This window comes from Rhizobium sp. TBD182, assembly GCF_001950375.1.
Lineage (GTDB): Bacteria > Pseudomonadota > Alphaproteobacteria > Rhizobiales > Rhizobiaceae > Agrobacterium > Agrobacterium tumefaciens.
On the sequence record NZ_BDLN01000010.1, the window covers coordinates 80,715 to 93,544 of the forward strand.

Annotated in this window: 14 protein-coding genes; 8 read left to right on the plus strand and 6 right to left on the minus strand. The window is 58.4% G+C overall.

The window, feature by feature from the left end; translation table 11 throughout:
* Together T18_RS27865 and gstA are read right to left on the minus strand one after the other, a co-directional pair.
* Positions 1–277: DJ-1/PfpI family protein (locus T18_RS27865; protein ID WP_323455253.1), on the minus strand; the 277-nt coding region annotated here is incomplete at its 3' end.
* Between the two features lie 35 nt (positions 278–312).
* Positions 313–930: a glutathione transferase GstA gene (gene gstA, locus T18_RS22800; protein WP_038496956.1), complete on the minus strand. Its 618-nt coding sequence runs from the start codon at positions 928–930 to the stop codon at positions 313–315.
* Positions 931–1,028: 98 nt separating this feature from the next.
* Here gstA and T18_RS22805 point away from each other — a divergent pair, with 98 nt between their 5' ends.
* Complete coding sequence (locus T18_RS22805) at positions 1,029–1,886, plus strand: LysR family transcriptional regulator (protein ID WP_038496959.1); 858 nt, start codon at positions 1,029–1,031, stop codon at positions 1,884–1,886.
* A 337-nt stretch (positions 1,887–2,223) separates the two neighbouring features.
* Here the strand turns inward: T18_RS22805 and T18_RS22810 are convergent, their stop codons facing one another.
* Positions 2,224–2,871 carry a TetR/AcrR family transcriptional regulator gene (locus T18_RS22810; protein ID WP_038496962.1) on the minus strand — a complete coding sequence of 216 codons (648 nt, stop codon included), beginning with the start codon at positions 2,869–2,871 and terminating at the stop codon, positions 2,224–2,226.
* A 220-nt stretch (positions 2,872–3,091) separates the two neighbouring features.
* On the opposite strand from T18_RS22810, the gene T18_RS22815 reads away from it, so the two are divergent.
* Both T18_RS22815 and T18_RS22820 read left to right on the plus strand, forming a co-directional pair.
* On the plus strand, positions 3,092–3,985 hold the full coding sequence (locus T18_RS22815; RefSeq protein WP_038497523.1) for an NAD(P)/FAD-dependent oxidoreductase: 894 nt from the start codon (positions 3,092–3,094) through the stop codon (positions 3,983–3,985).
* A 22-nt stretch (positions 3,986–4,007) separates the two neighbouring features.
* A complete protein-coding gene (locus tag T18_RS22820) occupies positions 4,008–4,481 on the plus strand; it encodes a methyltransferase family protein (protein WP_038496965.1) in 474 nt (157 codons plus the stop codon).
* 402 nt (positions 4,482–4,883) lie between these two features.
* Here the strand turns inward: T18_RS22820 and T18_RS22830 are convergent, their stop codons facing one another.
* Genes T18_RS22830 through T18_RS22840 form a run of 3 tightly spaced genes read right to left on the minus strand, consistent with a single transcriptional unit; the run spans position 4,884 to position 7,669 of the window.
* A complete protein-coding gene (locus tag T18_RS22830) occupies positions 4,884–6,023 on the minus strand; it encodes a mandelate racemase/muconate lactonizing enzyme family protein (RefSeq protein ID WP_038496972.1) in 1,140 nt (379 codons plus the stop codon).
* A 13-nt stretch (positions 6,024–6,036) separates the two neighbouring features.
* The gene (locus T18_RS22835) at positions 6,037–6,957 is read right to left on the minus strand and encodes a dihydrodipicolinate synthase family protein (RefSeq protein ID WP_038496975.1); all 921 of its coding nucleotides are present in this window, start codon (positions 6,955–6,957) and stop codon (positions 6,037–6,039) included.
* A 1-nt stretch (position 6,958) separates the two neighbouring features.
* Entirely contained in the window at positions 6,959–7,669 is a 711-nt protein-coding gene (locus T18_RS22840) for a GntR family transcriptional regulator (RefSeq protein ID WP_080863776.1), read from the minus strand.
* A 116-nt stretch (positions 7,670–7,785) separates the two neighbouring features.
* Between T18_RS22840 and T18_RS22845 the strand changes: the two genes are divergently transcribed.
* From T18_RS22845 to T18_RS22865, 5 genes are all read left to right on the plus strand, one after another.
* Positions 7,786–9,375 carry an ABC transporter substrate-binding protein gene (locus T18_RS22845; protein ID WP_038496979.1) on the plus strand — a complete coding sequence of 530 codons (1,590 nt, stop codon included), beginning with the start codon at positions 7,786–7,788 and terminating at the stop codon, positions 9,373–9,375.
* Positions 9,376–9,400: 25 nt separating this feature from the next.
* Entirely contained in the window at positions 9,401–10,462 is a 1,062-nt protein-coding gene (locus T18_RS22850) for an ABC transporter permease (protein WP_038496982.1), read from the plus strand.
* Positions 10,462–11,376, plus strand: a complete 915-nt coding sequence (locus tag T18_RS22855) for an ABC transporter permease (RefSeq protein ID WP_038496985.1) — start codon at positions 10,462–10,464, stop codon at positions 11,374–11,376. The genes T18_RS22850 and T18_RS22855 overlap by 1 nt, the downstream gene beginning before the upstream one ends.
* The gene (locus T18_RS22860) at positions 11,369–12,217 is read left to right on the plus strand and encodes an ABC transporter ATP-binding protein (RefSeq protein ID WP_038496988.1); all 849 of its coding nucleotides are present in this window, start codon (positions 11,369–11,371) and stop codon (positions 12,215–12,217) included. The genes T18_RS22855 and T18_RS22860 overlap by 8 nt, the downstream gene beginning before the upstream one ends.
* An 8-nt stretch (positions 12,218–12,225) precedes the next feature.
* On the plus strand, positions 12,226–12,830 hold a 605-nt coding region (locus T18_RS22865), incomplete at its 3' end, for an ABC transporter ATP-binding protein (protein WP_323455258.1).

Below are 12,830 nucleotides of genomic sequence, written 5' to 3' on the forward strand. Positions count from 1 at the left end.
TGCCTGCCGAGCTGCCGGCCGATGTCAGAATGTCCCCCTCATCGACATAGAGACAGGTCGCGTCGATCTTGATAGCAGGATAGCGGTAGGCCAGGTGCTCGGCGAAACGCCAGTGCGTCGTGGCGCGGCGACCATCAAGCAGACCGGCGGCCGCGAGCACATAAGCACCCCCACAGATAGAGATGATCCGGGCGCCACCCCGATGAGCGCGAACAAGGGCGCCGCAGATATCGCCGCGCCCACGCCACCGGTCCCCATAAACGGCGACGCGGCACACGTCCCGGTCCCTCGCCTATTCTGAAAGGCAGTTGCTCACGCCACAAACGCGACTGCGGCTTCCCGCTCCAGCGCCGCCGCGACCGAAGGGCGAATCGCAATCCGCTGCATGTAGGCTGCGACTTTCGGCCAGCGGCTGAGGTCAATGCCAAAGCCCTTCATCCAGCCGAGGACCGTGAAGAGGTAAGCGTCCACGACCGTGAAGCGGTTGCCCATCAGATAATCTTGGGTCGCGAAGCGGGTTTCGATGAAATCGAAACGCCGGGTCAGCTTCGTCTCGAAGAGGTCCTGCACCGTCTCCGGCAGGTCTCTGTTGAACAGCGGGCTCGATCCAGCATGAATCTCGCTGGTGACGAAGTTGAGCCATTCCTGGAGCCGGGCGCGCTCCAGGGTGCCATTGGCTGGGGCCAGGCCCGAATCCGGCTTCAGGTCCGCCAGATACTGGAGGATCGCCGGCCCCTCGGTCAGAACGTCCCCGGTGTCGAGCGCGAGCGCCGCCACATAGCCTTTGGGATTGATGGTCAGGAAATCGCCCGGCTCTGACATGAGCTTTGTGCGATTGTCGACCCTGACTAGATTGTAGGATAGCCCCAATTCCTGAAGCAGGATGTGAGGAGCGAACGAGCAGGTCGCACTGGCGAAATAGAGTTTCATGGGAGGGTTCCATTCCTATCGGCTGTCGGCGGACATTGACAGATCCCTTGGAATAAGAAAAATTACTGCCTTAGATTTCTGATATAAGCTTTGCTACTATGAACCTAACCCAAATCCGTAGTTTGATTGCGGTCGCCGAAGCGGGGAGCTTTACCGCCGCAGCGACGAATGTCGGCGTCACGCAATCCGGAATGAGCCAGGCACTGGCGATGCTAGAGGAAAGCCTGGGCGTGAAGTTGTTGGCGCGCCACCGGCATGGTGTCGAACTCACGGCTTTCGGAGAGCGGGCGGTCGACCATGCCCGCGCTGCTTTGGCGCACCTGGACGCCATCGGAAAAGAGGCTGCCGAGGCCGCCGGCGAGGAATTCGGCTCCGTTCGGATCGCTGCCTTTCCAAGTGTTTTCTCAACTGTGTTGCCGCCTCTCCTGCGACGCTTCCGGTCCCTCCATCCAGGCATTGAACTGATTGCACTTGAAACGGATGATCGGGAGGTCGAGTCTTGGCTTGAGTCCGGATCCATAGACCTCGGCGTCCTCCTCAATCCGCGACCGGACAGCGATGCCGTACTGATTGGACAGGATGCTTGGGTCGCTGTCGTACCAACGGCGCATCGCTTTGGACGACGTGAAACCGTCTCCCTTGCTGATCTGGCTGCGGAACCGTTCGTGCTCGCTACCGGTGGGTGCCATCTCCATGCGCGCACGCTCGTCGAAGCGGCCGGGCTAACACTGGCGGATGTGCGAATGGAAGTGCGGGACTGGACCAGTGCGGTCGCGCTCGTCAGGGAAGGTGTGGGCGTCAGCCTCGTTCCGGAATCGACTCTGCCTGAGAAACGGAGAGGGCTGCGGACAGTACGGCTCGATCCGTCATTGTGCCGCCGCTTCGGCTTGGTAGCATCCCCGAAGGGCAAGCATGGGCGGGCTGCAAACCTGCTGGTTGAACTGGCACGGAGATGACAGCCTCCAAACTGGTATGTCGGTCTTCAAGTCCACTCTAGCCCTATCGAGATCATTGTCCTTATATGGCGAAGATTGCCAAGATCGAACCCTATCCTTGGCGCTCATATAACCCTCAATGCTGAGTGATTAAACGCTTCGCTCTTGAACAACGGATTCGAACTCGCGCCCCGCTTGTCCAGTAGCTATTCCGGCGTTGTTATTTCTTCACGTTCGGGGCAACCAATGCCGCTCCAAATGGGGCGGCTCTCGGCCCGAAGTGGCCATCGATCGGCGCGTTGATCTACGTGCAAGCACCCGAAATATCAAGCAAATGGTCTTTCGCGGCTTCGTCCGGCTATCCACCCGCATCTTCGCTGCCCCTGTGCGCAGCAATGAACATGGCGACGGCCGAGCGGCAATAGGATTCGATCTCGTTGTCGTCCGAAGCTTTCGCCTCGTCGAAGCGTGCGATAATCAAAAGATCTGAGCCCTTGAAAAGCGCACCGAACAAGCGGGCGGACTGGAGAGGATCGGGCACGTTCAGAAGCGCCTTTGCATGCAACTGACGCAACAGACCCTCGATTTGCGCAATGATATGCCCAGGGCCTGCTTCGTAATGGAGCTTGCTCAACGACGTCTGGTTTGGCGTATCGGCCATGACCATGGCTTCGACATTGCGGACCTCCGGGCGCAAAAGCGTGCGAAGCAGTGACGATCCCGCCGCCATGAGTTGATCTTCGGCTGAACCATCAACGCCTTCAAAGAGTTTCTGCGGCACTAACTGCTGGCAGCGGGCCGCAAAAGCTGCGCCAAACAGCGCCTCCTTGCTTTCGAAGTGCTTGTAGATGCTGAGCTTGGATATCTTCGCCCGTTGCGCGACCTTATCCAACGTCGCCGCATGAAATCCAAGTTCCTCAAACAGTTCGCACGCGGCATCGATGATCGTTTGACCAAGCGCCTCGTTAGCGGGCCGGCCGCGTCGGTTTTGGACATTTTCACTCATGGCTATTTGCGATCCTTGACAGTATCGTTATTTGAATTTAGGATACCATCCAGTATCTAAAATATGCAAGCTAAATTGCGTCAACTTAATCTACGAGGGTGCCATGCAACGAAGAACGCTTTTGAAGCTGGCAGCGCTCTCTACCATCGGCCTTCCCGGTGCCCAGGCGACCGCACAGCCTAATTCCATCCCCTCTATCAGCAACACGGAGCCTATGACCATGAATGACGTCATTATCATCGGCGGCAGCTTTGCCGGCCTCGCCGCCGCCCTTCAACTCGGCCGTGCCCGCCGCAAAGTAATCGTTCTCGATACCGGCCTGCCACGCAATCGCTTCGCCGGCCGCTCGCACGGCGTGCTCGGCCACGATCACAAGCCACCGTCCGAAATCCTGGCCCAGGCGCGGCAGCAACTGGAGCGCTATCCCGCAATCAGGCTGGTCAATGCCCGCGCCGAAAACATCTCCGGTAGCATCAACAATTTCTCCGTCCTCACTGGCGATGGCGAAAGCCTTGGCGCGCGCCGCCTGATCATGAGCTATGGCGTTGTCGACCAGATGCCGGCTGTTCCAGGCTTCGCCGAAAGCTGGGGCACATCCGTCATCCCATGCCCCTACTGCGACGGCTTCGAGGTCGCCGGCCAGCATTGGGGCCTCGTCTGGTCTGGTCCACAGTCGATGAATCAGGTCAGGCTGTTTCACGATTGGACCGACACATTGACGGTCTTCGCCGATGGTCACGACATCACACCCGAGATCAGGGCCGATCTGGCGGGCCGAAAGGTACCTGTCGTTGATGGTCGGATCACCGGGATCGCCCGTCACGGGGACCACAATGCCACTATCAAGCTCAATACCGGCCCCGATGTCGCAGTCGATATCCTGTTCGCGCATCCGCGCAACAAGCCGTCCGCAAGCCTGCATGAAACACTCGGGCTCGACACGGTCAACACGCCGACCGGCATCGCTATCAAGACGGACGAGCGCCGTGAAACCAGCATACCCGGCATTTATGCCGCCGGCGACCTCGCCAACCCCGGAATCCCCTCGGTCACCACGGCAACATGGCAAGGCGCGATGGCGGGTATCTTCGCGCAGCAGTCGATGCTGGTTTGAGAGCGCAGATTGGAGGATGAGCATGGCCGTCGAACCAGATAGCGCGGGTGTGCGCTTCCCTCCGCCACTCGTTTATCTGGGAGCGCTGCTGCTGGGACTGTTGGCGGAGCGGTTCGTCACCCTACGCTCTTTCGGCATCGAATGGCGGTTGCTGGCCACGACGGGAGTGCTGCTTTTCGTTGCCGGCGTGGCGATGATGCTTGCGGCGGCCGGTTTGTTCCGGCGGCTTGGCACCAACGCTCCACCGACGCAGCCGACGACCCTAATCGTAACGACAGGTCCCTATCGCTGGACTCGCAATCCCATGTATCTAGCAATGGCGCTCATCTATGCCGGCCTTGCGATCGGCTTCGACGGGCCGATCGCCCTGGCCTTGCTCCCGTTGGTGCTGATCATCATCCAGACGCAGGTGATCGCGCGCGAAGAGCGCTATCTCGAAGCAAAGTTTGGCGACGAATACCGCCGCTACAAGGCTAGGGTTCGCCGTTGGTTCTGACCATTCGCTGCTGCCGCACCGAAGCCAATATTGGCATCTTTCATCCGACCACTCTTGGAAACGCATGACATGCATGGACTTGGCGCACTACAGCATTGGCTCGCCAGACACCATCTTTACTCACTGCGAAGTGGGATCCCACGCTCAACCGGCAGCTATCGCGGACACGCTGGGCGTTTTTAGGGATAGCATCGACGCCATGACCGCTATTGGGCGCAAAGCCGCCGCAGCCTCCGCCTTGAACCTTTACGAACTTAAGACCCGATATTTACCTGAAGGCCTTTCGCGCTCACGAAATCAGCCCGTTTTGCGTGGCAGGGTGATGGTCTACTCCTATGAGCATTGATCGACAGCACCATGGGCTGGTTGAAATTGCCGCCAGAAAGCGGCAATCTCCCTGAGTCAAGGATAAGCAGTCGCGCCATCGGGTTTGCGAGTAACCTTGCGTTCCCAGTGGATGTAGTCATCGTTTCGTAGCACTTCTTCATCAATCTCAATGCCCCAGCCGGGACGGTCCGGCCGTAGCCCCATGTGACCATCCACGGGCATATAGGGATCGAGCGCCCACGGCGCATGGACATGCGGCTTGAACTCCAGCACCTGGAAATTTGGCTGTGCCGCGCAGAAATGCACATTGACGGCAGTTGCCAAGGGCCCCATCGGGTTATGCGGCGCGACAGTGACGTAATGGGCCTCCGCGATCGTCGCGATACGCCGCATTTCCGATACACCCCCGACGACGCAGATATCCGGCTGGATGATATCCGCTCCCTGCTGGGACAACAGGTTGAGGAATTCGAAGCGATTGTAGAGCGATTCACCGGTGGCGAGCGGCACGTTTACCTTCGACTTCAACTCCTTCCATGCCGGAATATGTTCCGGCCGGATCGGCTCCTCATAGAAGAGCGGATCGTTCGGCGCGATAGCGGCGGCAAGCTGCACCGCCTTGTAAGGTTCGAAAATCTTGGCATGCGCATCGAAGGCGAACTCGAAATGCGAGGGCGTTATTTCGCGGATGCGACCAAACCAGTCCCCCGTTTCCTTCACCAGTTCGCCCCAGCGACCGGAATGCAGGTCGCGGCGATAAGGGCTGAGCTTGAAGGCTGTGTAGCCGTATTCCTCGTTGAGCTTGAGGGTCTGTTCGAGCACCTGTTCGGGATCCGGCGCGGTATAGACACCGCAATAGACCCGTACCCGATCTCGCACGCTACCGCCTAGCAGCATATAGACGGGAAGACCTGCAGCCTTGCCAGCAATATCCCACAATGCGTGATCAATTGCAGAAATCGCGGCAAGACCGAGGGCTCCGGGGGGAAAGCGGCATTGCTGGTTGAGTTTCAGGATAAGGAATTCGACGCGGCGCGGATCTTCGCCCTCAATCTGGTGGAAGAGATAGTCGAGCAGCGGCGGCAACGCCCAGTCCGGGCCGTGATTGTAGCATTCGCCCCAGCCGGAAATGCCCTCATTGGTCTCGATCTTCAAAAGCAAGCGCGGACGATCATCCACACGCTGCATGTATGTCTTGATACCGGTAATATGCACGTCTCGTCTCCGATCAGGCAGCCAGGGCTTCGGCTTTGACGCGATCGACGATCGCGCGGAGCGCCGAGCGCTCGTCCTCATTCAGCGCCACGACGCCGGGTACACGTACCGGGCCGACATCGTTGCCGAGCATGCCGAGCGCTTCCTTCACCACCGTCACGTTGGCGCCGTTGTTGTACTTGGTGCGCAGCGCCTCGAAGCCTGCAATCGAATTGATCAGACCACGAGCGCCTGCATAGTCTCCGGCCTCGAGTGCCTTATGGATGGCGTGCGACCGCTCCGGGAAGACATTGACGAGACCCGATGTGAACCCCTTCGCTCCCATGGCGTAGAATGCCGGCGCCCAGCCTTCGGCCAGTCCGCAAACCCAGATGGCGGAAGCGTCGGCCGTCGCGCGAATGACCTCGGCAAGAAGCATGAGGTTTGACGATGCGAACTTGATGCCGGCAATGTTTGGATGAAGGGCGAGCTTGCGGAAATCGGCAACAGAAAAGGCGTCACTGCGCACATAGGCAATGACCGGTACCGTGGAGAAGTCGGCCAATTCGAGGAAATAATTCGCCTGATAGGACGGCCCCGCGAATGGATCCATCGGGTGATGCCCCATGATGGCGTCGGCACCGGCGGCGACTGCATCCTTCGCCAGCGCTTTCGCCTCTGTCAGCGAGCGTCCAACCGCCGCGCTGACGAGCGACTTGCCGGCCGCAGCCTCGACGGTCGCGGCATGCACTTCGCGCACTTCGTCCATCGTCAGGGTGAAAAACTCGCCCGTATTTCCGGCCGCCATCAGGTTATGCACTCTGGCGCTGGCAAGCCCATTGATAATGCTTTTCAGTTTCGCGATATCGATCGAGCCGTCGTTCTTGTAAGGTGTAACAGGCACACCCGAGATCCCGCTCAGCGCCGTCCTCACGGTCTGAAGTTTATCACTCACGTCAGATTTCTCCCTCTTTCTTGAAAACGATTCCGAGATACGTGTCGCCGGAGCGGACGACGTGATCACGCATGATGCGCTCCGCCTTGTCGGCGTCCCCCGCGGCAATCGCATCCGCGATTGCGACATGCTCATTGAGCGCCTTTTGCCGTTCAGTCGGATCCAGATGGATGACACGTCGAATGCTGGCGTCATAAAATTGCTGGCGCTCGATCAGTTTGGAGAGGTAACCGCACTGCGAACTGCGATGGATGTGATCATGGAACTTCTCGTTGAGAGCAATGAGGCCATCTGCATCTCCGGACGCGGTTGCGTCCTTCATATAGTTGGCGATCGCCTGAAGCTCGCCCCTGCCTTGCTCATCGATGCGCTTGGCCGCGAGATGCGCAATCATCGATTCGAGTGCAGCCCGCGCAAGGATCATTTCCTCCGCCCATGAGCTACTGAACCGGATGATGACGCCGCGCCTTGGAAGTGCCTCGACCAGACCTTCGGTCTCGAGCTGGCGCAATGCCTCCTTGATCGGTGTCGTGCTCACCCCGAACTGTTCGGCGAGATGTCGTTCGTTGATCTTCTGCCCCGGGGCAAACCGCCCGGAAATGATCGCACTGCGCATGGCGCGATGCACGTGATCGCGCACCGTGACCTGGAAGCTGGCATCGATTTTTTCAAAGTCGGCATTGCCTGAAGTGGACAGGTTGGCAGCGGTCATTTTTCGAAAATCCGTTGACGAGGTTCGAATTGTGTGAAATTTGATATATCAGATTTGAAATCCATGTCGATATGAAATTTCGATTTGGTGAGGTTGAGGAGCCTTGGGAGGCTGACATGAGAACGCTAACACGCGCATTGCTAACATGCGCCATGACGGTTGCGCCGCTGGGACCCATCGCGGCTGCGACCCCAAAAGACGAGTTGGTCATCGCCATCATGATGACGACAATGCGGGGCCTCGACCCGCATGAGATCAACCAGTTGGAAGCTGCCGAGGTTGTTGCAAACCTTTATGATCGGTTGGTTTCATTGCCCCCGGATAACATCACGAATCCGCAGCCATCATTGGCTGAGAGCTGGACGATCTCAGAGGATGGAAAGACCTTCACGTTCAAGATCCGTCGTGGCGTCACTTTCCATTCGGGCAATCCTGTCACGGCAAGGGATGTTGAATGGTCGCTGCATCGGCTGGTCAAGCTTGGTCTGGCACCCTCCACCGATCTGCGTCAGTGGGGATTTTCGGCGAAAAATGTCGATCAGCTTATCCGGGCTACCGACGACCGGACACTTGTTGTGGAGACACCCGAGGTCTGGAACCCAAACCTCATTCTTTATTCGCTGGCCAGTTTTTCCACGTCGATTGTCGATAGTGCCTTTCTTACCAACAAGGAAAAGGATGGCGACTGGGCACGAAACTATCTTCAGACCGCCGACGCGGGCTCAGGCCCCTATTCGCTTGTCACCTGGCGCTCCAACCAACTCTTGATCGCCGATTCTTTCAAGGATTACTGGAAGGGCGAACCCGCCATGAAACGCGTCTACTTGGGGCATGTGCCGGAATCGTCGGCTCAACGCCTGCAGATCGACGCGGGCGACGTGGACGTGGCAACGCGCCTGTCATCCACGGATCTTTCCGGTCTCGAAAGAGATGGCAAGGTGACCGTGCAGAAGGTGCCGGGTTTCGGTTTCTATTATCTGGCATTGAACCAGAAGGACGAGATCCTCTCGAACCCGAAGGTACGGGAAGCCTTCCGCTACCTTATCGATTATGACGGCCTTGCCGGTTCGGTGATGAAATATTACGGAATCAAGCAGCAGACCATTATCCCCGGCGGACTGCCGGGCGCATCCTTCGACATGCCCTATAAACTCGATATCGAGAAGGCAAAGCAGTTGCTCGCCGAGGCGGGTTACCCTGACGGGTTCTCGAAGGTCTATTTCGCTCAGCCCGGCACGCCGGAATCCGAAGTCGGCGTTTCGCTCCAGAACAATGCCGCCAAGGCCGGCATCAAGCTCGACCTTCAGATCGGCGACCAGATCGGAAAATTCCGCTCCCGCCAGTTCGAGCTGTTCTCCTCGCGAACAGGTGAGCGCCTGCCCGATCCGCATGCCGTCCTGCAATCCTACGCCACCAATGCCAACAATGCCGATGACGCGAAACTGTCCGGCCTGGTGGCCTGGCGATCCGCGTGGGACGTGCCCAAGGAGATCCAGAACATGGTCACCGCAGCAGCGCACCAGACGGATCAGGAAAAGCGCGATGAACTCTATGCGCGGATCAACGAAGCCTATCTGCGGTCTTCGCCGGCACTCGTCACATCATTTCAACGCACCGACCCGAAGGCCGTCCGCAACGAGGTGAAAGGTTATGTCGGGCATCCGACCTGGCTCACCCGCTGGGACACCGTGACCAAGGGCGAGTGACGATAAAAACTTCAAGGACAGTGGCATGAGCATTACCCAAACCTCCGATGCCCCGCCGAGCAGGAAATCGCCGTTTCCTAAAGCTGCGGCCAAGATCGCAACATCCTTTGTCGTGATCCTGACAACGCTGCTTGGGCTGATGATGATTACCTTTACGGTGGGCCGCATGGTTCCGGCCGATCCCGTGATTGCCGTCATTGGCGATCAGGCCGACCAGGCCACCTACGATCGTGTTTACAAGGAGATGGGCCTCGACAGGCCGATCTATGTGCAGTTCGGCAATTATCTGAATGACGTGGTCCATCTCGATTTCGGCCAGTCGATCATTACCAAGCAGGCCGTTTCCAAGGACCTCGCCCGTGTTTTTCCGGCAACGATCGAACTGGCCACGCTTGCGACCATCATCGGTGCAGGCCTCGGCATCCCGCTCGGCGTCATCGCTGCTGTGCGCAAAGGCACATGGGTTGACCATCTCGCCCGCGTGGTTGGTCTTCTGGGTTATTCCACCCCGATCTTCTGGCTTGGCACCATCGTCATCCTCGTCTTTTACGCTTACCTTGGAGCAATTCCGCCGGGTGGCCGGATCTATCTTTATGACGAAGGTATCGTGCAGGCTCGCACCAACTTCATCCTGATCGATTCCGCGTTGGGCGGTCACTGGAATGTCTTCTGGAGCGCACTTCACCATATCATCGCACCGGCCATCATTCTCGGTTATGCTTCGATGGCCTATCTCAGTCGCATGACGCGTAGCTTTATGCTGGAACAGCTCCGCCAGGAATACATTCTGACCGCACGCGCCAAAGGTCTCGGGCAGAGACCGATCGTCTGGCGGCACGCCTTCCGCAATATCCGCGTCCAGCTCCTGACTGTTATTGCGCTTGCCTATTGCGGCCTGCTGGACGGCACGGTGCTGATCGAAACAGTCTTCGCCTGGCCCGGCCTCGGCTCCTACCTCACATCGGCACTCTTCTTCGCGGACATGAACGCCGTGCTCGGAAGCGTGCTTTTGATCGGCATCATATCGATCGCCATCAACCTGCTCTCCGACATCGTCTATCGCTTCATCGATCCGAGGACCCGCTAATGGCCAAGTCCGCTACTTTTTCAAACCTGCACGACTGGCTGATCAGCGAGGACTTCACGTCGTCTCGACAGGCACGTTTGCACAGCGTCTACCTAGGCTGGCTCAGCCTCGTTGCCAACCCGCTCGCATTCGCCGGGTTCGCCGTTGTCCTTTTGCTGATTGTCGTCGCCGCATTGGCGCCGATCATCGCGGTACATGACCCGTTTGCGCAGGATTTTCTGATCGCGCTCAAGGCGCCGTCGGCGACACACTGGTTCGGCACCGACGAATTCGGGCGCGACGTGTTTTCGCGGCTCATCTATGGTGCACGCACAACGCTTTACATCACCATTCTGGTCACAATCATCGTCGCACCCATCGGTTTCGTGATCGGCGCGACCGCCGGTTATCTTGGAGGATGGGTTGATGTCGTCTTGATGCGCATCACCGACATTTTCCTCTCCTTTCCGAGCCTTGTCCTTGCGCTGGCCTTTTCCGCCGCACTCGGGCCTGGCATCGAAAACGCAGTCATTGCCATCGCGCTCACCGTCTGGCCGCCGATCGCGCGTCTCGCGCGTGCCGAAACGCTGACGTTTCGCCATGCCGATTTCGTCGTTGCGGCAGAACTTCAGGGCGCCGGGGTGGGAAGGATCTTGCGGCGCCATATCGTGCCGCTCTGCGCGCCTTCCATCATCGTGCGCCTGACGCTTAACATGTCGAGCATCATCCTGACGGCAGCCGGGCTCGGTTTCCTTGGGCTTGGCGCACAGCCGCCGATGGCTGAATGGGGCGCAATGGCTGCTTCCGGCCGTCAGTACCTGCTCGACGCATGGTGGCTGACGACGGTTCCGGGCATCGCAATCCTGACCGTCAGCCTTGCCTTCAACCTGCTCGGCGACGGGCTACGTGACATCATGGATCCCCGCAATGGCTAACACGTCCGACACTATTCTGACGGTTGAGAACATGTCCGTCGAGTTCCCGACGCTTTCGGGCGTCACCACTGCCGTGCGTGACGTATCCTTCACCATCGGCCGCGAAAAGATCGGCATCATTGGCGAATCTGGCTCGGGCAAGAGCACGACCGGCCGCGCTATCATGCAGCTTCAGCCTCCGCAGGCGATCGTCAAGGCCAGCCGCATACAGTTCGAGGATATCGATCTGCTCAGGGCGAGCGAAGAGGAGATGCGCTCTATTCGCGGAAGGCGCATTGCCATGATCCTGCAGGATCCGAAATATTCGCTGAACCCGGTCATGACCGTTGGCGAGCAGATCTCCGAAACGGTGATCCTACACGAAAATGCTACCCCGAAAGAGGCACGCAGACGCACGCTTGCCATGCTGGAACGCGTCAATATCCGTGATCCTGGACGTGTCTTCGATTTATATCCACATGAAGTGTCAGGTGGCATGGGCCAGCGCATCATGATTTCGATGATGCTGATCGCATCGCCTTCCCTGATCATCGCCGACGAACCGACCTCAGCGCTCGACGTGACAGTACGCCAGCAGGTCCTCTCTATTCTCGACGACCTTGTGGTCGAGCGTAACATCGGCTTGATCTTCATCAGCCACGATCTCAACCTCGTGCGCAGTTTCTGCGACCGCGTCATCATCATGTATGCCGGCCGCGTCGTCGAAACGATCGCCGCAGTCGATCTTGATCAAGCCAAACACCCTTATACCCGCGGTCTCTTGGACGCACTTCCGAGCCTCGATCATCCCAAGGACAGGCTGGAAGTTTTGCGTCGCGATCCGGCATGGTTGGAGAACTAAACATGACGATGATCAAAGCCCATGATCTGGCTGTATCTTACGGCCATGGCGAAACAGCCCTCAAGGTTGTCAAGGAGGTTTCCTTTGAAGTTGCGAAGGGCGAGACTTTTGGCCTTGTCGGGGAAAGCGGCTGCGGCAAATCCACCATTCTGGGCGCACTTGCAGGCCGCAACAAGCAGTGGACCGGTTCGATCGAGATCGATGGCGAGAAGATCGGGCAGAAGCGGACACGAGTCCAGCTTGCCAAACAGCAGCTTGTGTTTCAGGATCCATTTGGCTCCATCCACCCGCGTCATACGATCGGCCGCACCCTGTTAGAGCCGCTGGAAATCCACGGCAAGGACCGCCAACAGGAGCGTATCGAAAAGGTTCTGACCGATGTCGGCTTACCACTCAATTTCCGCTATCGTTATCCGCACCAGCTATCCGGCGGGCAGCGGCAGCGCGTTGCGATTGCCCGCGCACTCATTCTCGAACCAAAAATCCTTCTGTTGGATGAGCCCACCTCGGCACTCGACGTCTCCATACAAGCGGAGATTCTGAACCTTCTCAAGGATCTGCGGGAGCGTGAACAGCTGACCTATATTCTCGTCAGTCATGATTTGGCGGTCGT

Coding starts and splice junctions, on each gene's coding strand:
- gstA (WP_038496956.1), bottom strand. CDS start 930: ATGAAACTCTATTTCGCCAGTGCGACCTGCTCGTTCGCTCCTCACATC.
- T18_RS22805 (WP_038496959.1), top strand. CDS start 1,029: ATGAACCTAACCCAAATCCGTAGTTTGATTGCGGTCGCCGAAGCGGGG.
- T18_RS22810 (WP_038496962.1), bottom strand. CDS start 2,871: ATGAGTGAAAATGTCCAAAACCGACGCGGCCGGCCCGCTAACGAGGCG.
- T18_RS22815 (WP_038497523.1), top strand. CDS start 3,092: ATGAATGACGTCATTATCATCGGCGGCAGCTTTGCCGGCCTCGCCGCC.
- T18_RS22820 (WP_038496965.1), top strand. CDS start 4,008: ATGGCCGTCGAACCAGATAGCGCGGGTGTGCGCTTCCCTCCGCCACTC.
- T18_RS22840 (WP_080863776.1), bottom strand. CDS start 7,669: ATGACCGCTGCCAACCTGTCCACTTCAGGCAATGCCGACTTTGAAAAA.
- T18_RS22845 (WP_038496979.1), top strand. CDS start 7,786: ATGAGAACGCTAACACGCGCATTGCTAACATGCGCCATGACGGTTGCG.
- T18_RS22850 (WP_038496982.1), top strand. CDS start 9,401: ATGAGCATTACCCAAACCTCCGATGCCCCGCCGAGCAGGAAATCGCCG.
- T18_RS22855 (WP_038496985.1), top strand. CDS start 10,462: ATGGCCAAGTCCGCTACTTTTTCAAACCTGCACGACTGGCTGATCAGC.
- T18_RS22860 (WP_038496988.1), top strand. CDS start 11,369: ATGGCTAACACGTCCGACACTATTCTGACGGTTGAGAACATGTCCGTC.